The 22113-nt window shown below is 61.0% G+C and carries 22 protein-coding genes; 3 read left to right on the top strand and 19 right to left on the bottom strand.

Features of this window, described 5'->3' with window-relative positions; genetic code table 11:
• Positions 1 to 56: 56 nt before the first annotated feature.
• The 4 genes from IV098_RS05280 to IV098_RS05265 form a co-directional block, all read right to left on the bottom strand.
• On the bottom strand, positions 57 to 1265 hold the full coding sequence (locus IV098_RS05280; RefSeq protein WP_296886775.1) for an IscS subfamily cysteine desulfurase: 1209 nt from the start codon (positions 1263 to 1265) through the stop codon (positions 57 to 59).
• 59 nt (positions 1266 to 1324) lie between these two features.
• A complete protein-coding gene (gene iscR, locus IV098_RS05275) occupies positions 1325 to 1786 on the bottom strand; it encodes a Fe-S cluster assembly transcriptional regulator IscR (protein WP_296886774.1) in 462 nt (153 codons plus the stop codon).
• A 74-nt stretch (positions 1787 to 1860) separates the two neighbouring features.
• Positions 1861 to 2640, bottom strand: a complete 780-nt coding sequence (gene cysE / locus IV098_RS05270; protein WP_296886773.1) for a serine O-acetyltransferase — start codon at positions 2638 to 2640, stop codon at positions 1861 to 1863.
• 36 nt (positions 2641 to 2676) lie between these two features.
• Positions 2677 to 3444 (bottom strand): RNA methyltransferase, encoded by a 768-nt coding sequence (locus tag IV098_RS05265; protein WP_296886772.1) that lies wholly within the window; start codon positions 3442 to 3444, stop codon positions 2677 to 2679.
• Positions 3445 to 3492: 48 nt separating this feature from the next.
• Between IV098_RS05265 and IV098_RS05260 the strand changes: the two genes are divergently transcribed.
• Genes IV098_RS05260 through IV098_RS05250 form a run of 3 tightly spaced genes read left to right on the top strand, consistent with a single transcriptional unit; the run spans position 3493 to position 7167 of the window.
• Positions 3493 to 4299 (top strand): inositol monophosphatase family protein, encoded by an 807-nt coding sequence (locus IV098_RS05260; protein WP_296886771.1) that lies wholly within the window; start codon positions 3493 to 3495, stop codon positions 4297 to 4299.
• Positions 4300 to 4318: 19 nt separating this feature from the next.
• Positions 4319 to 6901 (top strand): DNA mismatch repair protein MutS, encoded by a 2583-nt coding sequence (mutS, locus tag IV098_RS05255; RefSeq protein ID WP_296886770.1) that lies wholly within the window; start codon positions 4319 to 4321, stop codon positions 6899 to 6901.
• On the top strand, positions 6898 to 7167 hold the full coding sequence (locus tag IV098_RS05250) for an AF1514 family protein (protein WP_296886769.1): 270 nt from the start codon (positions 6898 to 6900) through the stop codon (positions 7165 to 7167). Before mutS ends, IV098_RS05250 begins: the two co-directional genes overlap by 4 nt.
• 36 nt (positions 7168 to 7203) lie before the next feature.
• On the opposite strand, the gene IV098_RS05245 is transcribed toward IV098_RS05250, so the two are convergent.
• From IV098_RS05245 to IV098_RS05175, 15 genes are all read right to left on the bottom strand, one after another.
• On the bottom strand, positions 7204 to 7506 hold the full coding sequence (locus tag IV098_RS05245) for a DUF2818 family protein (RefSeq protein ID WP_296886768.1): 303 nt from the start codon (positions 7504 to 7506) through the stop codon (positions 7204 to 7206).
• Positions 7507 to 7577: 71 nt separating this feature from the next.
• A complete protein-coding gene (gene nuoN, locus IV098_RS05240; protein WP_296886767.1) occupies positions 7578 to 9017 on the bottom strand; it encodes an NADH-quinone oxidoreductase subunit NuoN in 1440 nt (479 codons plus the stop codon).
• Complete coding sequence (locus tag IV098_RS05235) at positions 9014 to 10492, bottom strand: NADH-quinone oxidoreductase subunit M (RefSeq protein ID WP_296886766.1); 1479 nt, start codon at positions 10490 to 10492, stop codon at positions 9014 to 9016. The genes nuoN and IV098_RS05235 overlap by 4 nt, the downstream gene beginning before the upstream one ends.
• 3 nt (positions 10493 to 10495) lie before the next feature.
• Positions 10496 to 12505, bottom strand: a complete 2010-nt coding sequence (gene nuoL, locus IV098_RS05230) for an NADH-quinone oxidoreductase subunit L (RefSeq protein ID WP_296886765.1) — start codon at positions 12503 to 12505, stop codon at positions 10496 to 10498.
• A 5-nt stretch (positions 12506 to 12510) separates the two neighbouring features.
• A complete protein-coding gene (gene nuoK / locus IV098_RS05225) occupies positions 12511 to 12816 on the bottom strand; it encodes an NADH-quinone oxidoreductase subunit NuoK (protein WP_296886764.1) in 306 nt (101 codons plus the stop codon).
• Entirely contained in the window at positions 12813 to 13454 is a 642-nt protein-coding gene (locus tag IV098_RS05220) for an NADH-quinone oxidoreductase subunit J (protein ID WP_296886763.1), read from the bottom strand. The genes nuoK and IV098_RS05220 overlap by 4 nt, the downstream gene beginning before the upstream one ends.
• 31 nt (positions 13455 to 13485) lie before the next feature.
• On the bottom strand, positions 13486 to 13974 hold the full coding sequence (gene nuoI, locus IV098_RS05215) for an NADH-quinone oxidoreductase subunit NuoI (protein ID WP_296886762.1): 489 nt from the start codon (positions 13972 to 13974) through the stop codon (positions 13486 to 13488).
• Positions 13975 to 13981: 7 nt separating this feature from the next.
• Complete coding sequence (gene nuoH / locus IV098_RS05210; RefSeq protein WP_296886761.1) at positions 13982 to 14998, bottom strand: NADH-quinone oxidoreductase subunit NuoH; 1017 nt, start codon at positions 14996 to 14998, stop codon at positions 13982 to 13984.
• Positions 14998 to 17373 (bottom strand): NADH-quinone oxidoreductase subunit NuoG, encoded by a 2376-nt coding sequence (nuoG, locus tag IV098_RS05205; protein ID WP_296886760.1) that lies wholly within the window; start codon positions 17371 to 17373, stop codon positions 14998 to 15000. Before nuoG ends, nuoH begins: the two co-directional genes overlap by 1 nt.
• Before the next feature lie 17 nt (positions 17374 to 17390).
• Complete coding sequence (gene nuoF / locus IV098_RS05200; RefSeq protein WP_296886759.1) at positions 17391 to 18671, bottom strand: NADH-quinone oxidoreductase subunit NuoF; 1281 nt, start codon at positions 18669 to 18671, stop codon at positions 17391 to 17393.
• Positions 18668 to 19141: an NADH-quinone oxidoreductase subunit NuoE gene (gene nuoE / locus IV098_RS05195; RefSeq protein ID WP_296886758.1), complete on the bottom strand. Its 474-nt coding sequence runs from the start codon at positions 19139 to 19141 to the stop codon at positions 18668 to 18670. The genes nuoF and nuoE overlap by 4 nt, the downstream gene beginning before the upstream one ends.
• Complete coding sequence (locus tag IV098_RS05190) at positions 19141 to 20394, bottom strand: NADH-quinone oxidoreductase subunit D (RefSeq protein WP_296886757.1); 1254 nt, start codon at positions 20392 to 20394, stop codon at positions 19141 to 19143. The genes nuoE and IV098_RS05190 overlap by 1 nt, the downstream gene beginning before the upstream one ends.
• A 71-nt stretch (positions 20395 to 20465) precedes the next feature.
• Positions 20466 to 21068, bottom strand: a complete 603-nt coding sequence (locus IV098_RS05185) for an NADH-quinone oxidoreductase subunit C (protein ID WP_296886756.1) — start codon at positions 21066 to 21068, stop codon at positions 20466 to 20468.
• A 6-nt stretch (positions 21069 to 21074) separates the two neighbouring features.
• Positions 21075 to 21551: an NADH-quinone oxidoreductase subunit B family protein gene (locus IV098_RS05180; protein ID WP_296886755.1), complete on the bottom strand. Its 477-nt coding sequence runs from the start codon at positions 21549 to 21551 to the stop codon at positions 21075 to 21077.
• A 118-nt stretch (positions 21552 to 21669) separates the two neighbouring features.
• On the bottom strand, positions 21670 to 22026 hold the full coding sequence (locus tag IV098_RS05175; RefSeq protein ID WP_296886754.1) for an NADH-quinone oxidoreductase subunit A: 357 nt from the start codon (positions 22024 to 22026) through the stop codon (positions 21670 to 21672).
• Between the last annotated feature and the right edge of the window lie 87 nt (positions 22027 to 22113).

The following is a 22113-nucleotide window of genomic DNA, read 5'->3' as shown; positions in this document are numbered from 1 at the left end:
TAACTAACAAACTACATGTTTAACAACAGGATACAAACAAAATCGAATCCGGATTGTTAATGTGCGGCCCACTGTACGGAATTGAGGTCGACGCCTTCCTTGAACATCTCCCACAACGGGGACAGTTCGCGCAGCTTGCCGATTTTTTCGTGCAAGAGCTTGATGGCGTAATCGACTTCTTCTTCGGTCGTAAAGCGGCCGATCGAGAAACGGATCGAGCTGTGCGCGAGTTCGTCGCTGCGGCCCAGCGCGCGCAACACGTAGGACGGCTCCAGGCTGGCCGAGGTGCAAGCCGAACCGCTGGAGACAGCCAAGTCCTTGATCGCCATGATCAGCGATTCGCCTTCGACGAAATTGAAGCTGACGTTGAGGTTGTGGGGTACGCGGCGCTCGAAGTCTCCGTTCAGATGCAGCTCTTCGATGTCCTTCAGACCGTCGTAGAGGCGGTCGCGCAGCATGCGGATGCGCTCGTTCTCGGTGGCCATTTCTTCACGCGCAATGCGGAAGGCTTCGCCCATGCCGACGATCTGATGGGTGGCCAGGGTGCCCGAACGCATGCCGCGCTCGTGACCGCCGCCGTGCATCTGCGCTTCCAGGCGCACGCGCGGCTTGCGACGCACATACAGCGCGCCAATGCCTTTGGGGCCGTAGGTCTTGTGCGCGGAGAACGACATCAGGTCGACCGGCAGTTTGGCCAGGTTGATCGGCATCTTGCCGGTGGCCTGCGCCGCGTCGACATGGAACAGCACCCCTTTTTCGCGGCAGAGATTGCCGATCGCTTCGAGGTCCTGAATCACGCCGATTTCGTTGTTGACCGCCATCACCGACACCAGCACGGTGTCCGGACGCATCGCGGCGCGCAGCACGTCGAGATCGAGCAGGCCGTTTTCCTGCACGCCCAGATAGGTCGCCTCGAAACCCTGACGCTCCATCTCGCGCACGGTATCCAGCACCGCCTTGTGCTCGGTCATGACGGTGATGATGTGCTTGCCCTTGGTGCCGGCGTAGAAGTGCGCCGCGCCCTTGATGGCCAGGTTGTTCGACTCGGTCGCGCCGGACGTGAATACGATTTCCTTCGGATCGGCCCCCACCAGGGCGGCCACTTCGGCACGCGCCTCTTCGACTGCCTTGTCCGCCGTCCAGCCATACGGATGCGAGCGCGAGGCCGGGTTGCCAAACTCCTCGGTCAGGTACGGAATCATCTTGGCCGCCACGCGGGGGTCGACCGGGGTGGTTGCGGAGTAGTCAAAGTAGATTGTTTTCATTGAGTTAGCCTTGTTTCTTAAATCTTGGTGTCTTAAATCCTGGCGTCTTGAATCCACTATCAAGCTGCAAGCGTTGCCTTGGGCGCACGACGGTCCTGCATTATTTTTTCCTTACACTCTTCCTGCTTAGCAACCAGCGTGGCAAGGGTGACATTGTCCAGATAATCGTAGATATGGGCGTTGAGGCCCATCCACAAGTCATGCGTCAGGCAGCGGTGGTCGTCGTGGCAGTTTTCCTTGCCGCCGCAATGGGTGGCGTCGATAGGTTCGTCTACCGCGCGGATGATGTCGGCGACGCTGATGTTGCCCAGGGTTCGGGCAAGATAATAGCCACCGCCCGGGCCGCGTACGCTCTCCACCAATTCATGGCGGCGCAAGCGGCTGAAGAGTTGCTCCAGATAGGACAGGGATATGTCCTGACGCTCGCTGATGCCTGCCAGCGTGACTGGATTTTTACCGCCGCGCAGCGCCAGATCCAGCATCGCGGTCACAGCAAAACGACCTTTCGTGGTCAACCTCATCTTGGTTTCTCCTGAATGACACCCGGTTTATCAATGTCCGAGCGATTCGCTCAACTATTCCTTACCTTACTGTTTTAGTCAACTATTTTGTTCAGATAATTCGCATCGAAATCGTCCGGCTTGTCCTGGCCTGCCGGCAGCTCTGCGCCCAACTTGCGCAGCTGCGCGATAACCTGCTCCAGGCGCTCGTCGATATGCGCGGAATGGTCGATCAGGCCATGAATCGCTTTCACCACCGGATCGTTCATGTCGGCGGAAACGGCATACGCCGAGAAACCCAGCTTTTCGGCCCGCTGCCCCAGATTGGCCATCTGCTGCTGGCGCTGCTTTTCCGTCTCGCTGTCGAGGATGCGGGCAGGAATGCCTACCGCCGTCGCATTGTCCGGCACCGCCTTCACCACCACGGCGTTGGAACCGATACGCGCATTGGCGCCGATGACGATGGGGCCGAGGATTTTGGCACCCGCCCCCACCACCACGCCCGGTTTCAGCGTGGGATGGCGCTTGCCCTTGTCCCACGAGGTACCGCCTAGGGTGACGCCGTGATACAGCGTGCAGTCGTCGCCAATCTCGGCGGTTTCGCCCACGACCACGCCCATGCCGTGGTCGATGAATACGCGGCGGCCGATGCTGGCGCCGGGGTGGATTTCGATGCCGGTGAGCCAGCGTGCGATATGCGAGGTAAAGCGCGCCAGCCATTTAAGGCCCTTGCGCCACAACCAGTGCGCCAGCCGATGGATGACGATGGCATGAAAGCCGGGATACAGCGTGATGACTTCCAGCGTCGAACGCGCTGCCGGGTCGCGGTCGAATACGACGGCAATGTCTTCCTTGAATTGGCTGAACAGGCTCATGCGTTAAAGAATGCTATTTCCGAGTAATTGAGTCAACTATTCCGCGTCGGCGTTTCCCTGCCGGCGTACGCCCCGCTTGGCCGCTTGCGCCGCGGTCAGAATGCCACGCAGGATGTTCACTTCTTCCCTGGCCAGCCGGGTGCGCGCAAACAGCCAGCGCAGCTTCAACATCAACTTTCCGGGCGAACCGTGGTTGAGGAAGTCCAGATCGATCAGTGCGGCTTCCAGGTGCGTGTAGAACCGCTCGATCTCGTCACCCGTGGCCGCATCCAGCGCGGGCTGTGGCCAGACCGGGTGCGCCAGCCAGGCCTGGCGGATTTCGTAGCACAGCACCTGCACCGCCGCCGCCAGGTTGAGCGAGCTGTAGTCCGGGTTGGCGGCGATCGTCACCAGTCCCTGGCACAGGCTCAACTCCTCGTTCGACATGCCGCTGGTTTCGTTGCCGAACACCAGCGCCACCGGTGCGGCCTGCGCCTCGGTCAGCAGGCGGCTTGCGGCTTCGGGCGGGGTCAGCACCTCGGTCACGATGTCGCGGCGGCGCGCCGATACGCCCAGTACCAGCGTGGTATCGGCCAGCGCCTCTTCGAGCGTGGCGCACACCCGGGCCTGCGCCAGCAGGTCGGTCGCGCCTGCCGCCATCGCATCGGCCTGGCTATTGGGAAATATCGCCGGATTGACCAGATACAGCTGCGACAGGCCCATCGTCTTCATCGCCCGCATGGCCGCGCCGATATTGCCGGGATGGCTGGTGCGTGCGAGCACGATGCGGATATTGCCGAGAAGTTTTGGGTCAGATCGCGTCATACATCAAGTAAAATGGCGGCTCGTTCTTTGAATTTGTAGCCAGACATCATGCATCCCATGCTCAATACAGCGGTGAAAGCCGCTCGCAAAGCGGGGGCGATCATCAATCGCGCCTCGCTCGACCTCGACCAGCTCACCGTACGGAGCAAACAGGATCGCGATTACGTCAGCGAAGTCGACCAGATGGCCGAACGCGTCATTATCGAAACCCTGCTCGACGCCTATCCGAACCATGGGATTTTAGCAGAGGAGTCTGGCGTCACCGCAGCCAAGAACAACGAGGACTATCAGTGGATCATCGATCCGCTCGACGGCACCACCAATTTCCTCCACGGCCTGCAGCAATATTCCGTCTCGATCGCGCTCAAGCAAAAAGGCCAGATCACCCAGGCCGTGGTCTACGACCCCGCACGCAACGAACTGTTTACCGCCACCCGCGGCCGTGGCGCGTACCTGAACGAGCGCCGCATTCGCGCCAGCATGCGCAACAAGCTCGCCGAATGCCTGATCGGCACCGGCTTCCCCTACACCGACTTCCGCTACGCCGACGCCTACCTCGGCATGTTCCGCGACATGATGCTGGCCAGTTCCGGCTTGCGTCGCCCCGGTTCCGCCGCGCTCGACCTCTGCTATGTGGGCTGCGGCCGCTACGACGGCTTCTGGGAAATGCACCTGAAACCCTGGGATCTCGCCGCCGGCAGCCTGATCGCGCAGGAGTCCGGCGCATTCGTCGGCAACTTCGTCGGCAACGAAGGCTTTCTCGACTCCGGCAACATCGTCGCCGCCACCCCGAAAATCTTTGCGCAGATGCTGCAGATCATTGCGCCGCATTTGCCGCCTGAACTGAAAGTCTAAACAACCCGCCCGTTCGCCCATGTCCAGCAGCAAGGAAACCGCCGCCCACACGCCAATGATGCAGCAGTACCTCGGCATCAAGGCGCAAAACCCGGACATGCTGCTGTTTTACCGCATGGGCGATTTTTACGAACTGTTTTTCGACGACGCCGAAAAAGCGGCGCGGCTGCTCAACATCACCCTTACCACGCGCGGTGCGTCGGCGGGCACCCCGATCAAGATGGCCGGCGTGCCGTATCACAGCGCCGAACAGTATCTGGCGCGGCTGCTGAAGTTGGGCGAATCGGTGGTGATCGCCGAGCAGATTGGCGACCCGGCCACCAGCAAGGGCCCGGTCGAGCGCCAGGTGGCACGCATCGTCACCCCGGGCACGCTGACCGATTCGGGTCTGCTGGACGAAACCTGCGACACCCTGATTCTCGCGATCGTCCCCGACAGGGTTAATGCAGCCCCCGACACGGAAAGCGTCGGCGTGGCCTGGCTGAACCTGGCTGCCGGACGCTTTCAGATCAGCGAAATCCCTCCCGCCGCCCTGCCCGCTTTGCTGGCGCGCGTACGCCCGGCCGAAATCCTCGCGCCCGACGACTTCACGCTGAACGGCTCGCCCTGCGCGGTGCGCCGCCTCGCGCCGTGGCAGTTCGACGCCGACAGCGCGCGCACCCGGCTGGCGCAGCAATTCGACAGCCGTGACCTCGGCGGATTCGGCGTCGCCGACCTGCCGCTCGCGCTGGCGGCGGCGGGCGCGCTGCTCGATTACATCCAGACCACGCAGCGCACCGCGCTGCCGCATATACAAAGCATCCACGCCGAGCGCGACAGCGATTTCGTACAGCTCGACGCCGCCACCCGGCGTAATCTGGAACTCACCGAAACCCTGCGCGGCGAAGCGTCGCCGACCCTGCTGTCGGTGCTCGACACCACCGCCACCGGCATGGGCACACGCCTGTTGCGCCATTGGCTGCATCATCCGCTGCGCGACCGCGGCGTTCTGAGCCGGCGCCGCGACGCCATCGGCGTACTGGCGGAGCAATCCGACACCGCGACCGCACTCACCCGTCTGCTGAAGAGCTGCGCCGATGTCGAACGCATCAGCGGCCGCATCGCGCTCAAAAATGCGCGGCCGCGCGACTTGTCCGGCCTGCGCGACACGCTCGCGCTGCTGCCGGATCTCGCCGCCACGCTGCCCGACGATCGCGCGCACCTGGCCACCCTGCAAGGCGCGCTCGCCGCCCGCCCCGATCTGCACGAACTGCTCGCCCGCGCCGTGCTGCCCGAACCCGCCAGCGTGCTGCGCGAAGGCGGCGTGATCGCCGACGGCTACGATGCCGACCTCGACGAACTGCGCGCGCTGACGCGCGACGCCGGCGCATTCCTGCTCGAATTGGAAACCCGCGAACGCGCGCGCTCGGGCATCGCCACCCTCAAGGTCGAATACAACCGGGTGCATGGCTTTTACATCGAAGTCAGCCGCGCGCAATCGGACAAGGTCCCCGACGACTATCGCCGCCGCCAGACGCTGAAGAACGCTGAACGCTACATCACGCCCGAGCTCAAAGCCTTCGAAGACAAGGCGCTGTCGGCGCAGGACCGCGCACTGGCACGCGAAAAAGCCTTGTTCGAATCCTTGCTGGAGACGCTGACGCCGCACGTGCCGGATTTGCTGGCGATTGCCGCTGCGCTGGCCGAAATCGACGTGCTGGCGAGCCAGGCCGAGCGTGTAGTCACGCTGAAGCTGTGTGCGCCCGACTACAGCGACGAACCCGGCATCGTCATCCGCGGCGGTCGTCATCCAGTGGTCGAAGCGCAGGTGGCTCACTTCATCCCCAACGACGTGCAGCTCACCCGCGCGCGGCAGATGCTGCTGATTACCGGCCCCAACATGGGCGGCAAATCGACCTTCATGCGGCAAGTGGCGCTGATCACGCTGCTCGCCTGCTGCGGCCTGTGGGTACCTGCGAACTCGGCAAAAATCGGCGACATCGACCAGATCTTCACCCGCATCGGCGCGTCGGATGACCTCGCCGGCGGGCGCTCCACCTTCATGGTCGAGATGACCGAAACCGCGCATATCCTGCACAACGCCAGCGCCAACAGCCTGGTGCTGCTCGACGAAATCGGGCGCGGCACCTCGACCTTCGACGGCCTCGCGCTGGCGTGGGCGGTGGCGCGGCATCTGGTCAGCGCGACGCGCGCCTTCACCCTGTTCGCCACCCATTATTTCGAACTGACCCAACTGGCCAACGAGTACAAGCAACTCGTCAACGTCCACCTCGATGCCAAGGAACACGGCGCCAATCTGGTGTTCCTGCACGCCGTCGAAGAAGGCCCGGCCTCGCAAAGCTACGGCATCCAGGTCGCCCGTCTGGCCGGCGTGCCCAGCCCGGTCATCGCCGCCGCACGCCGCCACCTGCGCGAACTCGAAGACGCCCAGCTGCAACCCGGCCCGCAAGGCGACCTGTTCGCAGCCCACCTGCCCAACGACGAACCGCCGCCGCATCCCGCGCTCGACCAGTTGCGCGAGATCGATCCCGATGCACTCACCCCGAAGGCCGCGCTGGATATGCTCTACGCGCTAAAAGCGTTGACCGACACGTCACCATGAAAACCCTGCGCCTCGACACCGCCGAGCTCGGCCTCGACTTTTATGCCGCGCTCAAGCTGGCGACCGCGATCGCCCAGCAGCAACTGGGCGACGACACGATGTTATTGAGCTGGTACGACCGCGAACGCGATCTTGAATCTCCGGCGGGCGTCAGCGAATGCCACGAAGGCTGTGCCACCAAGGGGTCGTGGGACTATGCGCTGAATCGCGGCGCGCGGCTGGCAGTTGAATTTGATGCCGGCCGCTATTTTTTCTACTTTTTGTAACGTGCGGGACTGGCGGGGAAGCATCTGCCCAGCCGGTTAGCCGCCGCGCCGCCGCCACAGATAGCGGTACACGAACCCCGGGTAGGCAAACACCACGAACAAGGAAGCGTTGACCGCGTAGAACTCCCAGTTCTGCTTGTGCACATCGCCCAGTTTGCTCTCCAGCATCCAGGCAATGCCTCCTACGATGAAAAACATCGTCACCAGTTCGAGCAGGCGCCAGGCGAAGTTCTTGCTGGCGGCTTTGGGCTGGACGACAAAGAAAATGCGCTCGACGAGGAACGGCAGGTTGGCGGCGATGAATGCCAGGATAAGCAGCAGGGTGGTCGAAAAATTCACGGTGAATCCGAAATGCCAAATGATGCCGGAGCAGACCTGCTCCGGTGGGGTTTAGTTCAGCTGCACTTGCCTCAAAACGACGCGCCGATGGCGTGGATGCAAAGCGCCATCAACGGCTGCGGCAGGATACCGATTGCCAGCACGGCGAGACCGTTGGCCGACATGATAATGCGGGTGTCAACGCTGGGGGTGATCGGCGAGGTGTCGTGCGGCGCATCGAAATACATCAGCTTGACGATGCGCAGGTAGTAAAACGCGCCGACCAGCGAGAACAGCACCGCCGCCACCGCCAGCCAGACATAGCCCAGTTCGACCACGGCCTGCAGCACCGACAGCTTGGCGTAGAAGCCGACGGTGGGCGGCACGCCAGCCATGGAGAACATCAGCAGCAGCATCAGGAAGGCCAGCCACGGGCTGCGGCGGTTGAGGCCCTTGAAGTCGTCGAGCTGGTCGGCTTCGAAACCGGCGCGCGACAGCAAAAGGATCATGCCGAAGCCGCCCAGGCTCATCAGCGTGTAGATCAGCACGTAGAACATCGCGCTGCCATAGCCATTCTGCGTACCAGCCAGGATGCCCAGCAGCATGAAGCCCATGTGCGAGATGGTCGAGTAAGCGAACATGCGTTTGAGGTTGCTCTGCGCGATGGCTGCGAAATTGCCAAGCGCCATCGACAGCACGGCGAGGATGATCAGCATGTCGCGCCATTCGCCGACCTGCGATTCCAGCCCCTGTCCCAGGATGCGGATCACGAAAGCGAACGCGGCGATCTTGGGCGCGCTGCCGATGAACAGCGTCATCGCCGTGGGCGCACCGTGATAGACGTCGGGCACCCACATGTGGAACGGCACGGCGCCCAGCTTGAAGGCCAGCCCGGCGACCAGGAAAACGATGCCGAACACCAGTGGAATGCGCAGGTCGGTGCCGTCCTGCAGGGCGATGGCGATATCGCCCAGCGCCAGCGAGCCGGTCACGCCGTAGACCATCGACATGCCGTACAGCAGCATGCCGGACGCCAGCGCGCCGAGGACGAAATACTTCATCGCCGCCTCGGTCGCCACGCTGGAATCGCGTTGCAGCGCAACCATGGCATACAGCGACAGCGACAGCAGCTCGAGCCCGAGATACAGGGTGAGGAAGTGACTGGCGGAAATCATCACCATCATGCCCAGCAAGGCGAACAGCGCCAGCACGAAAAACTCGCCTTTATAAAGCCCGCGTTCGCGCAGGTAAGCACGCGAATAAACCAGCACCACGGCGGTGGTCAGGTAGAGAAACAGCTTCAGCACGTCCGACAGCGGATCGTCGATGAACAGGCCGTTCAATGCCAGAACCGGCATGGTGGACAGATCGCGCACAGTGAGGAAAGCAGCACCCGCCAGGGTGGCCAGCGACAACACGTAGGCGAGATAACGCTTGCTGTCGTCGACGGCGGCATCGATCACCAGGATCAGCGACACCATCGCCAATACGAAGATTTCGGGCAGCGCGGGGAGGAAGGCACTCAGGCTCATGGCAGTTTGCTCTGGGCGACGTGCGCCAGGAGATCGACGACGGAGACGTGCATCACGTCGGTGAAGGGTTTGGGATACAGGCCCATGCCGAGCACGCAGACGGCGAGCACGCCGAGCAACAGGATTTCACGCGCGTTGATGTCCGTGAGTTCTTCGACGTGCGGGTTGGTGATCTGGCCGAACACCACCCGCTTGTACATCCACAGTGTGTAGCCCGCGCCGAGGATCAGGGTGGTGGCGGCGACGAAGGCGAACCAGAAATTCACCTGGGTGGCCGACATGATGACCATGAACTCGCCGACGAAGCCGCTGGTGGCGGGCAAGCCGGCATTGGCCATGGCAAACAGCATGAACAGCGCGGCGAACACCGGCATCCGGTTGACCAGACCGCCGTAGTCCTTGATCTGGCGCGAATGCAGGCGGTCGTACATTACGCCGATGCAAAGGAAAAGCGCCGCCGACACAAAGCCGTGCGAGATCATCTGCACCAGCCCGCCTTCGAGGCCGAGCGGATTGAACATGAAGAAACCGAGGGTGACGAAGCCCATGTGCGCAATCGACGAATAGGCGATGAGCTTTTTCATGTCGGCCTGCACCAGCGCAACCAGACCGATGTAGGCGACGGCGATCAGCGACAGCGCGATGACGAACCAGGCGAGTTCATGACTGGCGTCCGGCAGGATCGGCAGGATGAAACGCAGGAAACCGTAGGCGCCGACCTTGAGCGTAATCGCCGCCAGCACCACCGAGCCGCCGGTCGGCGCCTCGACGTGGGCGTCGGGCAGCCAGGTGTGCACCGGCCACATCGGCACCTTGACGCCGAAGGCCAGCAGGAACGCGAAAAACATCAGCGTCTGCGCCGACATCCCCAGCGTGGTGGTGTGCCAGGTCTGGATGTCGAAACTGCCGCCCGACTGGAAGTACAGATAGATCATCGACACCAGCATCAGCAAGGAGCCGGCGAGCGTGTAGAGAAAGAACTTGAAAGCGGCGTACACGCGGTTGGGTCCGCCCCATACGCCGACGATCAGATACAGCGGAATCAGCATGCCTTCGAAGAAGACATAGAACAGGATGCCGTCGAGCGCGGCGAACACCCCGTTGATGAGGCCGGACATGATGAGGAAGGCCGCCATGTATTGCGCGACCTTGTCCTGGATCACCTGCCAGCCGGCGATGACCACCAGCACGGTAATGAAGCTGTTGAGCAGGATCAGTGGCATGGAAATGCCGTCGACACCCAGGTGGTAATGGATATTGAACGCAGGTATCCAGGCTGTGTTCTCGACGAACTGCATGGCCGAAGTCGTGGTGTCGAATCCGCTCGCCAGCGGGATCGCAACGAGCAGCCCGGCAAGCGAACCTGCCAGCGCCAGCCAGCGCGCCAGCACCGCGTTTTTATCCGACCCGGTGGTGAGCACGGCGACGCCCGCAAGAATGGGCACCCAGATGACGAGGGAAAGTATGGAATCCATGGGTCAGTTCAGACGGGCAAACCAGGTCACCAGGGCAAACACCCCGATCAGCATGGCGAAAGCGTAGTGGTAGATATAGCCGGATTGGAAGGCGCGCAGCAGCCGGGCGACGCGCTCGACCAGCCGCGCGGTGCCGTTGATCGTACCGTCGATGACGGCCTGGTCGCCGCCGCGCCACAGACCGCCCCCCAGCAGGCGCGCACCACCGGCAAACAGCCAGCTATAGAGTTCGTCGAACCAGTATTTGTTGACGAGCATGCTGTGGATGAAACTGAAGCGTTGCTGGATCGCTGCCGGAATATCCGGACGTTTGAGATAGAAGTAAGCCGACAGCCCTACCCCTGCCGCCGTCAGCCAGAACGGCAAGGTGGTGATGGCGTGCAGTCCCATCGCCATCGCGCCGTGGAAATGCTGGTTGAGCTCGACCATCACCGGATGGCGATCGGCAACATAAATCGCATTGCCGAAGAAGTCGCCGAACAGCATCGGCTCAATGGTCATGTAGCCGATTGCCAGCGAAGGCAGCGCCAGCGCGAGCAAGGGGCCGGTCACCACCCACGGCGTTTCGTGCGGCGTGCCGGCGCCATGACTGTGCGCATCGCCATGCTCATCCTGCCCGTGGCTGTCGTCGCCATGATGGTGCGCGTTATGGAAACGTTCCTTGCCGTGGAATACCAGGAAGTACATGCGGAAGGAATAGAACGCAGTGACGAAGACGCCGGCCAGCACCGCCCAGTAGGCGATGTCGGCCACCGGCAGGTGCGACAGCTTGACCGCCTCGATGATGCTTTCCTTGGAATAGAAGCCCGACAGGAAAGGCGTACCGATCAGCGCCAACGATCCGATCAGCGAGGTGATCCAGGTGATCGGCATGTATTTCTTCAGGCCGCCCATGTAGCGGATGTCCTGATTGTGGTGCATGGCGATGATGACGCTGCCCGCGGCAAGAAACAGCAGCGCCTTGAAGAAAGCGTGCGTCATCAGGTGGAATACCGCGACCGAGTACGCAGAAGCGCCGAGCGCAACCGTCATGTAACCCAGCTGCGACAGCGTCGAATAGGCCACCACGCGCTTGATGTCGTTCTGCACGATTCCGAGAAAACCCATGAACAGCGCGGTAATGGCGCCGATCACCATGATGAAGCTCAAGGCGGTATCCGACAGTTCGTACAGCGGCGACATGCGCGCGACCATGAAAATGCCCGCAGTCACCATCGTCGCGGCATGGATCAGCGCCGAGATCGGCGTCGGGCCTTCCATCGAATCGGGCAGCCAGACGTGCAGCGGGAACTGCGCGGATTTGCCCATCGCGCCGATAAATAAAAGTATCCCGATCACGCTCATCAACATCCAGGGCGTGTCGAACCAAATGGTGATCGTTTCATTCGCAAGCTCGGGCGCCCTGGCAAACACCGTGGCGTAATCCAGCGAACCAAAATGTGCCAGCACCAGGCCGATGCCGAGGATGAAACCGAAGTCGCCCACGCGGTTGACCATGAAGGCCTTGAGGTTGGCGTAGATCGCCGTCTCTTTCGTATACCAGAAGCCGATCAGCAGATAGGACACCAGACCGACCGCTTCCCAGCCGAAGAACAGCTGCAGGAAATTGTTGCTCATCACCAGCATCAGCATCGAGAAGGTGAACAGCGAGATGTAGCTGAAGAAACGCTGGTAACCGGGATCGTCGTGCATGTAGCCGATGGTGTAGATGTGCACCATCAGCGACACGAAGGTGACGACCAGCATCATCATCGTGGTCAGCGAGTCGATCAGAAAACCGACTTCGAAGCGCAGGTCGCCCAGCACCATCCAGGTGTAGACCGTACCGTTGTAAGTATGGCCGGCGAGCACATCCTGGAACACCAGCACCGAGGCAGCGAGCGACACCGCCACGCCTGCGATGGTGACGACGTGCGACAAGGTCCGGCCGATCAGCTTGCCGAAAAAGCCTGCGACGATCGCACCCAGCAGCGGGGCCAGTGGCACGATGAGATAGAGCATCTGCATGTCCATCCGCATCAGCCTTTCAGATGGTCGAGGTCATCGACATTGATGGTGTGCAAGTTGCGGAACAGCACCACCAGGATCGCCAGGCCGATGGCGGACTCGGCGGCGGCGACGGTGAGGATGAAGAAGACGAAGATCTGGCCGTGGATGTCGCCCAGATAGTGCGAAAAGGCGATGAAGTTCATGTTCACCGCCAGCAGCATCAATTCGATCGCCATCAACAGGATGATCACGTTCTTGCGATTGAGGAAAATGCCCAGCACGGCGATGGCGAACAGGATGCCGCCCAGCACCAGATAATGCGACAGGGAAATCATGCCTCACCCTCCCCGGCTTGCGGCTTCTGCGTGGCCTGCATTTTGACGGCTGGCATTTTTACAATCCGCAGACGGTCATTGCGCTTGACCTTCACCTGTTCGGCCGGGTCGATGTACTTGCTGTCCTTGCGGCGGCGCAGCGTCAGCGCGATGGCGGCGACAATCGCCACCAGCAGGATCACGGCGGCGAGTTCGAACGCATAGACATAATCGGTATACAGCAGCCGGCCAAGTTCCTTGGTGTTGCTGTAATCGGCTGGATGCGGCGCAGGGGCGCCCATGACATCGAGCCCAAAATGGCGGCTGCCGAGTATCAGTACCATCTCGATCACCAGCAGCACCGAAACGAAACCGGCCAGCGGCAGGTAATCCCAGAAACCTTCGCGCAATTTGTCGAGGTTGATGTCGAGCATCATCACCACGAACAGGAACAGCACCATCACCGCGCCAACGTAAACCAGCACCAGCGTGATGGCGAGGAATTCGGCCTCCAGCAGCATCCACAGCCCGGCTGCGGTAAAAAACGCCAGCACCAGGAACAATGCGGCATGCACCGGGTTGCGCGCAGTGATCACGCGCAAGCCGGCAAACACCAGGATGGCAGCGAAGAAATAAAAGATCGCGGTCGTGTAGGTCATAGAGGTCTAACAATGCTTCGCGCTGTATTCATTATCGATACTTCGCATCCTGTGCGCGGTCTTTCGCGATCTGCGCTTCATGCTGGTCGCCGATCGCCAGCAGCATGGACTTGGTGTAATACAGGTCGCCGCGTTTTTCGCCGTGGTACTCGAGGATGCGGGTCTCGACGATGGAATCGACCGGGCAGGATTCCTCGCAGAAGCCGCAAAAGATGCACTTGGTCAGGTCGATGTCGTAACGCGTGGTGCGGCGGGTGCCGTCCTGGCGCTTTTCCGATTCGATGGTGATGGCGAGCGCCGGGCACACCGCTTCGCACAGTTTGCAGGCGATGCAGCGCTCCTCGCCGTTGGGATAGCGGCGCAGCGCGTGCAGACCGCGGAAACGTGGCGATTGCGGGGTTTTCTCTTCGGGGTATTGCACCGTGATCTTGCGCGCGAACAGGTGACGCCCGGTGAGCATCATGCCGCGCAGGAGCTCGATCAGGAGCAGGCTGCCGAAGAATTGGGCGAGTCGTTTCATGGCGCGCTCAATGGAAGAGATAACCATACGGCGTCTGCATCATGGCGCCGACGACGACGATCCAGACGATGGTGATGGGGATGAACACTTTCCAGCCCAGCCGCATGATCTGGTCGTAGCGATAGCGCGGGAAAGTGGCGCGGAACCACAGAAAGAGGAACAGCACAAAACCGGTTTTTGCCAGCCACCAGACGATGCCATCGGGCAGGAAGGTCACTGGCGACAGCCAGCCGCCGAGGAACATCAGCGTGCACAGCGCGGCCACCAGGATCATGTTGGCATACTCCGCGAGGAAGAATACCGCGAAGGCCATGCCGGAATATTCGACGTGGAAACCCGCGACGATCTCGGATTCACCCTCGGCCACGTCGAACGGCGCGCGGTTGGTCTCGGCCACGCCGGCGATCAGATACACCATGAACAGCGGAAACAGCGGCCAGATATACCACTGGTGCACCCCGCCCGACTGGCCCTGCACAATATCGATCAGGTTCAGCGACTGCGCCGCCATCAACACACCGACCAGCGCGAAGCCCATGGCGATTTCATACGACACGATCTGGGCCGCCGAACGCATCGCACCGAGGAAGGCGTATTTGGAGTTGGAAGCCCAGCCGGCGACGATCACGCCATACACGCCCATCGAGGTGATCGCCATGACATACAGCAAACCGGCGTTGATATTGGCCAGCACCAGCGTGTCGGTGAACGGGATCACGGCCCATGCCGCCAGTGCGGGGGCAATCACCAGGATGGGGCCGAGGATGAACAGCCCCTTGTTGGCGCCGGAAGGAATGATGATTTCCTTCATCAGCAATTTCACAGCGTCGGCAATCGGTTGCAGCAGGCCCTGGAAACCGACGCGGTTGGGGCCGATACGCACCTGCATCCAGCCGATGATCTTGCGTTCGGCATAAGTGAGGTAAGCAACGCCGAGCATCAGCGGCACCACCAATGCCATGATCTTGATCAGCGTCCAGACCACGGCTTGTATGGCTGTCCAGTCCAGGTTCATGTCCATCATCAGACGGGCTCCGCCGTAATCGGGCCGAACATCGGGCCGAGGCCTGCAGTCAGCGGATGACCGCTGGGGATGCGCACGCAATTATCGGGCAGCAGATCGTCGCGCTGCACTTTGAGGGTCAGCGCGGAGGCCGTTTGCCGTACCGATACGCGGCCGTTTTCTGTAAGTCCCAGCTTGGCGATCAGCCGGCTGTGCATGCGCGCAACCGGCAGGGCGGCATCGAGCGTCATCTGCAGCGAAGGCGAGCGGCGCACCACCGCATCGGTTTGATAAATCGGTACTTCGGCCACCCGTTCCAGACCTGACCAGGCTTGTTCCGGAACGACCGTGACGCCGCTAATTTCATTATTCAGATAGGCCTGCACATTGCCGATGGGCGTGTCGCCCAAGGCATCGCGCAGCACGTCCTTGGAATCGTTGTGATCAAACCCAGCCAAGCCCAGCAGATTGCCCAGCACACGCAGCACTTTCCACGCGGGGCGAGTCTCGCCAAGCGGTTTCACCACGGCATTGAAGCTCTGCACCCGGCCTTCGGTATTGACGAAGGTGCCCGAGGTTTCAGTCCAGGGCGCAATCGGCAGCAGTACATCGGCATAGTCAAGCGACTTGCCCTTGTACGGCGACATCACCACGACGAACTCGGCCGCGTTGATACTCTTCATCGCAGTCACCGGATCGTGGGTATCGAGTTCGGCCTCGACGCCCAGCATCAGGTAAGCGCGCAGGGGTTGCGCCAACATCTGCTGCGCGTTCAGCCCCTTGACCGCAGGCTGTCCCAGCGGACCGCATACCGGAATCGCACCGACAGCCACCGCCCCGACGCTGTTGGCGGCTTCGCCCAGTACGCCGAAGCTGGCGCCCGCGAGTTTCGCCACAGCCTGCGCCAGCGCGTGGATATGCGAATAACTGGGATGGTGCTGCGCCATGTTGCCCAAAAAGACGGCGCGCGCTTCCACGCCGGAAGCGCCCTGTCCGCCGCCGGACAGGCTCTCGGCCATCTTGCGTGCCGTGTCGTCTGCTACACCGTGCGCGGCGATGTCGGGCACCGGCAGGTTTTTCAGTTCGGCCAGCGCAACGCAGACGCCTGCCAGCGCCGTGGCGAGTTGCGACGGCGCGACGATGCGCTTGGCGTGCACCTTGCCGAGGAATTCGTCCTCGTGCGCATTGATCAGGTTGAGCTGTCCATACCAGCGCACCGATTCGCGGATGCGGTGCGCCATCAACGGATGGTCCTTGCGCAGGTTCGATCCCACCACCAGCATGCGGTTGAGACGCGACATGTAGGTCACCGGCATGCCCAGCCAGAAGCCGCCGTGCGCCTTGGTGTCCAGCGTGAAGTCCGATTGCCGCAGGCGGTGATCGACGTTGCCGCTGCCCATGCCGCGCATCAGTTTTTGCAGCAGGAAAAGCTCTTCCGCCGGACGGTACGGTGTCGACAATGCGCCAATCTGCTCTGCGGGTATCGCTTTCAGTTTGTCCGCGATGAATTCGAGCGCGGTCTGCCAGGTTGTCTCCACCCACTGCCCGCCCTGCTTGATCATCGGCTGGGTCAGACGCTCGGCGGTATTCAGCCCTTCGTAAGAAAAACGGTCGCGGTCAGCCAGCCAGCATTCGTTGACGTCCTCGTTCTCGCGCGGCAGCACGCGCATCACCTTGTTGTCCTTGACGTGCACGGTGAGGTTGGACCCCAGGCTGTCGTGCGGACTGATCGAGAACCGCCGTCCCAGCTCCCAGGCACGAGCCGAATAACGGAACGGTTTGCTAGTGAGCGCGCCCACCGGGCACAGGTCGATGATGTTGCCCGACAACTCGGACGCAACTTGTTGCGCCAGAAAGGGCATCACCTCGGTGTGTTCGCCCCGCCCCGCCATGCCGAGCTCCATCACGCCCGCGATTTCCTGGCCGAATCGCACGCAGCGGCTGCAGTGAATGCAGCGCGTCATGTCGGTAGCGATCAGCGGACCGAGATTCTTCTCGCTCACCACGCGCTTTTCTTCCTGATAGCGCGAAGACGATGCGCCATAGCCCACCGCCATATCCTGCAGCATGCATTCGCCGCCCTGATCGCAGATCGGGCAGTCGAGCGGGTGATTGATCAGCAGGAACTCCATCACGGCCTTCTGCGCGTTGACGGCGTAATCGGATCGGGTCTGCACCTTCATGCCGTCCGTCACCGGGGTGGCACAAGCAGGCAGTGGCTTCGGCGCCTTCTCTACCTGTACCAGGCACATACGGCAGTTGGCCGCGATGGAAAGCTTTTTGTGATAACAGAAATGCGGGATCGCGATACCGGCCTGATTGGCCGCATCCATGATGGTGTCGCCGCTTTCGACCTGAATCGCGCGACCGTCAATTTCGATGTTCAGCGTAGCCATAGCCTTTACCTGTCCCGTCAGACCATGCAGCGCTTGTGCTCGACGTGGTACGCGAACTCATCGCCAAAATGCTTGAGAAAACTTTGCACCGGCATCGCCGCAGCGTCACCGAGCGCGCAGATGGTATAGCCGCCGATTTTTCCTGCCACGCTATTGAGCAACTCAAGATCGTCCGGACGCCCCTGACCATGCTCGATGCGGTGAATCATGCGATACATCCAGCCGGTACCCTCACGGCACGGCGTGCACTGGCCGCACGACTCCTCATGATAGAAATACGACAGGCGCTCCAGCGCACGCACCATGCAAACGGTTTCGTCCATCACGATCACCGCACCCGAACCCAGCATCGAACCGGCTTTGGCAACGCAATCGAAATCCATGGTGCAGTCCATCATGACATGGCCTGGCAGTACCGGCGCCGACGATCCGCCGGGGATCACGGCTTTCAGTTTGTGGCCGTTGCGCACCCCACCGGCCATTGCCAGCAGCTCGCTGAACGGCGTGCCGAGCGGCACTTCATAGTTGCCCGGTTTGTTGACGTGACCCGACACGGAGAACAGCTTGGACCCACCATTGTTGGGTTTGCCCAACTCCAGGAAAGCCTGGCCGCCGTGTTGCATGATCCACGGCACGCTCGCCAGGGTTTCGGTGTTGTTGATCGTCGTCGGTTTGCCGTACAGCCCGAAACTTGCCGGGAACGGCGGCTTGAAGCGCGGCTGGCCCTTTTTGCCTTCGAGTGATTCGAGCAGCGCCGTTTCCTCGCCGCAGATGTAAGCGCCGTAGCCGTGATGCGCATGCAGCTGGAAGCTGAAGTCGGTGCCGAACAATTTGTCGCCCAGATAACCCGCTGCGCGCGCCTCGGCCAGCGCGCGCTCGAAGGACGTATAGACGTCGAAAATCTCTCCGTGGATGTAGTTGTAGCCCACCTTGGCGCCCAGCACATAGCCCGCGATCGCCATGCCTTCGATCAGCTGGTGCGGGTTGTAGCGCATGATGTCGCGATCCTTGAAGGTGCCCGGCTCGCCTTCGTCGCTGTTGCAGACGATGTATTTGTCGCCGGGAAAGGCACGCGGCATGAAGCTCCATTTAAGCCCGGTCGGGAACCCTGCGCCGCCGCGTCCGCGCAGGGCAGAAAGCTTGAGCTGGGCAATGATGTCGTCGCCCGGCACGTTTTCGGTAATGATGCGACGCAAGGCCTGATAGCCGCCATTCGCCACATAAGTCGCAAGCGATGCCGGGTTGTCGAGTTCCTGAGTCCAGGAACAGACCTTGACGCTGGGCACAAGCAGACTCATTTCAGCTGCTCCAGCAATTCGTCTATTTTCTCGGGCGTCAGGCGGGTGTGCATGCAGTGGTTGTTATGCAGACACATCGGCGCATCGCCGCATGCACCCATGCACTCGCCCTCTTTCAGAGTATAGCGACCGTCGGCAGTGGTTTCGCCAAAACCGATGCCCAGTTTTTTCTTGAGGTGCTCGGCAATCTCGTTGGCGCCCATCAAGGCACACGGCAAATTGGTGCACAGCGTGATCTTGTTGCGCCCCACCGACTGGGTGTCGTACATGTTGTAGAACGTCGCCACCTCGTAAGCCGCAATCGCGGGCATGTCGAGATACGCCGCAACAAACTCGACCACGTCGGATTTGAGCCAGCCTTTTTCCGTCTGCGCAATGCGCAGCGCGCCCATCACGGCGGACTGCTTTTGCTCGGCTGGATATTTGGCAATTTCCAGATCGATGAGCGCGAGTGATTCTGAAGACAACATCAGCGGTCAATCTCCCCGAAAACGATATCTTGCGTGCCGATGATGGCGACGACGTCGGCAATCATGTGGCCCCGGCTCATTTCATCGAGCGCAGCCAGATGTGCATAGCCCGGCGCGCGGATCTTCAGCCGGTAAGGTTTGTTGGCGCCGTCCGAGACCAGATAAATACCGAATTCACCCTTGGGATGTTCAACCGAAGCGAATGCCTCGCCTGCCGGGACATGCATGCCTTCGGTGAAGAGTTTGAAATGGTGGATCAGCTCTTCCATGTTCTGCTTCATGTCGATCCGTGAAGGGGGCGCAACCTTGTGGTTGTCGACAATCACCGGGCCGGGATTCTTGCGCAGCCAGTCCACGCATTGCTTAATGATGCGGTTGGACTGCCGGAATTCCTCGATCCGCACCAGATAGCGGTCGTAGCAATCGCCGTTGGTGCCGACCGGAATATCGAAATCCATGCGGTCGTAGACTTCATAGGGCTGCTTCTTGCGCAGGTCCCATTCCACGCCTGAACCGCGCAACATTGGACCGGTGAAGCCCAGTGCCAGTGCGCGCTCGGGCGACACCACCCCGATACCGACGGTACGCTGTTTCCAGATGCGATTGTCGGTCAGCAGGGTTTCGTACTCGTCGACATAAGCGGGAAAACGCTGCGTGAAGTCATCGATGAAATCCAGCAACGACCCCTGACGGTTCGCATTCATCGACTTCATCGTTTCTGCGTTGCGGGTGTGCTGCGCCTGGTATTGCGGCATCGTGTCCGGCAGGTCGCGATACACGCCGCCGGGGCGATAGTAAGCCGCATGCAGACGCGCGCCCGACACCGCTTCGTAGCAGTCCATCAGGTCTTCGCGCTCGCGGAAGGCATACAGAAACACCGTCATCGCACCGACGTCGAGCGCATGCGCCCCAAGCCACAGCAAGTGGTTCAGCACGCGGGTGATTTCATCGAACATCACGCGGATGTACTGCGCCCGCTCCGGCACCTGGATGCCGAGCAGCTTTTCGATCGCCATTACATAGGCATGTTCGTTGACCATCATCGACACGTAGTCGAGACGATCCATGTAAGGAACCGACTGGATGAAGGTCTTGTGCTCGGCCAGTTTCTCGGTGGCGCGATGCAGTAGACCGATGTGCGGGTCGGCACGCTGGATCACTTCGCCGTCGAGTTCCAGCACCAGACGCAGCACGCCGTGCGCAGCCGGGTGCTGCGGGCCGAAGTTCATGGTGTAGTTCCGGATTTCAGCCATTTAAATGCTCCGGGACGACACCCATTAATCTAGCGTAGTTGCGGGCCATTTTGGTTTGAACCGGGGCCATGTCAGCGCCCCGCTCCATAGCTTTCGTCACGCACGATACGCGGTACGATCTCACGCGGCTCGATCGACACCGGCTGGTAAATCACCCGCCGCTGCGTCGGGTCGTAGCGCATTTCAACATTGCCCGACAGCGGGAAATCCTTGCGGAAGGGATGACCGATAAAACCATAGTCGGTCAATATGCGACGCAGGTCCGGATGCCCTTCGAACACAATGCCGTACAAGTCGAACGCCTCGCGCTCGAACCAGTTGGCGGCGGGCCAGATATCGACCATCGAGGCCACAACCGGCAAATCCTCATCCGGACAGAACACGCGCACACGCACGCGCTGATTGTTCGAGACCGACAACAGATGCACCACCACCGCAAAGCGCGCAGCGTCCCATTCACCTTCCCCACCAAAGCCGGAATAGTCCATGCCGCACAAATCAATCAGCTGTTCAAAACGGCACTCGGGGTGATCGCGCAAGGCAAGCATCGCTGCAGCGTAATGCTGCGATTTGATAATCAAGGTCAACTCGCCTAGACGGACAAACGACTGCGCCAACGCATCGCCCAGCACGGTTTCAATCGACAAAGAGAGGGCTTCCACAGTCTGTGTCATCAATTCTTAACGGGCGATTGTGTTGGTACGCTTGATTTTGTTCTGCAACTGGATGATGCCGAACAAAAGTGCCTCTGCGGTGGGCGGGCAACCCGGGACGTAAATATCAACTGGCACGATGCGGTCGCAGCCGCGCACCACCGAGTAGGAATAGTGGTAGTAACCACCGCCGTTGGCACAAGACCCCATGGAAATCACCCAGCGCGGCTCGGCCATTTGATCGTAAACCTTGCGCAATGCCGGGGCCATCTTGTTGCACAGCGTGCCGGCAACAATCATCACATCGGACTGACGCGGGCTCGGGCGAAACACGATCCCGAAACGGTCCAGGTCATAGCGTGACGCGCCGGCCTGCATCATTTCAACCGCGCAACAAGCCAGCCCGAAGGTCATCGGCCACATCGAGCCGGTGCGCATGTAATTGATGAGCTGGTCGGCCTGGGTCGTGACAAAGCCTTGCTCGAGGACGCCTTCGATGCTCATTCTGCCCGCTCCGAAAATCTTGTTTCAGAACCCACCACCTGCGCAGCACCGTCAGGCCTTTTCGTCGAGCCAATCCGCATGCTGCGCGACTGCTCCATCCCCCGCTGGCTCAAATGCCTCATTCCCATTCCAGTGCGCCCTTCATCCACTCGTAGATGAAGCCGACCACCAGAATACCGAGAAACACCATCATGGCGACGAATCCGGCCAGGCCGATTTCCTCCAGCACGATGGCCCACGGAAAAAGAAAGGCGATTTCAAGATCGAACAGGATGAACAGGATGGCAACGAGGTAATACCGCACGTCAAACTTCATGCGTGCATCCTCAAACGCCTCGAAGCCGCATTCATAAGGAGAGAGTTTTTCGCTGTCCGGACGATTCGGCGCCAGCAGGGAACCCGCGACGATCGGGCCAATGCCAAAGGCCAAGCCGACCAGTATGAACAACAGAATGGGGAGGTAATTCTCCAGCACTGATCCTCCGGCGCCCCTTTGCGGGGTGAGTCATTATGGGCGCAGTTTATGTGTGCGCCGCACTCACTGTCAAGCCGAAAAAATAGT

This window comes from Thiobacillus sp. (genome assembly GCF_018780105.1).
In the GTDB taxonomy this organism is placed as follows: domain Bacteria; phylum Pseudomonadota; class Gammaproteobacteria; order Burkholderiales; family Thiobacillaceae; genus Thiobacillus.
Note: the sequence above shows the minus strand (reverse complement) of the source record. Positions and strands in the feature narration are given on the sequence as shown.

Coding starts and splice junctions, on each gene's coding strand:
- IV098_RS05280 (WP_296886775.1), bottom strand. CDS start 1,265: ATGAAAACAATCTACTTTGACTACTCCGCAACCACCCCGGTCGACCCC.
- iscR (WP_296886774.1), bottom strand. CDS start 1,786: ATGAGGTTGACCACGAAAGGTCGTTTTGCTGTGACCGCGATGCTGGAT.
- cysE (WP_296886773.1), bottom strand. CDS start 2,640: ATGAGCCTGTTCAGCCAATTCAAGGAAGACATTGCCGTCGTATTCGAC.
- IV098_RS05265 (WP_296886772.1), bottom strand. CDS start 3,444: ATGACGCGATCTGACCCAAAACTTCTCGGCAATATCCGCATCGTGCTC.
- IV098_RS05260 (WP_296886771.1), top strand. CDS start 3,493: ATGCATCCCATGCTCAATACAGCGGTGAAAGCCGCTCGCAAAGCGGGG.
- mutS (WP_296886770.1), top strand. CDS start 4,319: ATGTCCAGCAGCAAGGAAACCGCCGCCCACACGCCAATGATGCAGCAG.
- IV098_RS05250 (WP_296886769.1), top strand. CDS start 6,898: ATGAAAACCCTGCGCCTCGACACCGCCGAGCTCGGCCTCGACTTTTAT.
- nuoN (WP_296886767.1), bottom strand. CDS start 9,017: ATGAGCCTGAGTGCCTTCCTCCCCGCGCTGCCCGAAATCTTCGTATTG.
- IV098_RS05235 (WP_296886766.1), bottom strand. CDS start 10,492: ATGGATTCCATACTTTCCCTCGTCATCTGGGTGCCCATTCTTGCGGGC.
- nuoL (WP_296886765.1), bottom strand. CDS start 12,505: ATGGACATGCAGATGCTCTATCTCATCGTGCCACTGGCCCCGCTGCTG.
- nuoK (WP_296886764.1), bottom strand. CDS start 12,816: ATGATTTCCCTGTCGCATTATCTGGTGCTGGGCGGCATCCTGTTCGCC.
- IV098_RS05220 (WP_296886763.1), bottom strand. CDS start 13,454: ATGACCTACACGACCGCGATCTTTTATTTCTTCGCTGCCATCCTGGTG.
- nuoI (WP_296886762.1), bottom strand. CDS start 13,974: ATGAAACGACTCGCCCAATTCTTCGGCAGCCTGCTCCTGATCGAGCTC.
- nuoH (WP_296886761.1), bottom strand. CDS start 14,998: ATGATGGACATGAACCTGGACTGGACAGCCATACAAGCCGTGGTCTGG.
- nuoG (WP_296886760.1), bottom strand. CDS start 17,373: ATGGCTACGCTGAACATCGAAATTGACGGTCGCGCGATTCAGGTCGAA.
- nuoF (WP_296886759.1), bottom strand. CDS start 18,671: ATGAGTCTGCTTGTGCCCAGCGTCAAGGTCTGTTCCTGGACTCAGGAA.
- nuoE (WP_296886758.1), bottom strand. CDS start 19,141: ATGTTGTCTTCAGAATCACTCGCGCTCATCGATCTGGAAATTGCCAAA.
- IV098_RS05190 (WP_296886757.1), bottom strand. CDS start 20,394: ATGGCTGAAATCCGGAACTACACCATGAACTTCGGCCCGCAGCACCCG.
- IV098_RS05185 (WP_296886756.1), bottom strand. CDS start 21,068: ATGACACAGACTGTGGAAGCCCTCTCTTTGTCGATTGAAACCGTGCTG.
- IV098_RS05180 (WP_296886755.1), bottom strand. CDS start 21,551: ATGAGCATCGAAGGCGTCCTCGAGCAAGGCTTTGTCACGACCCAGGCC.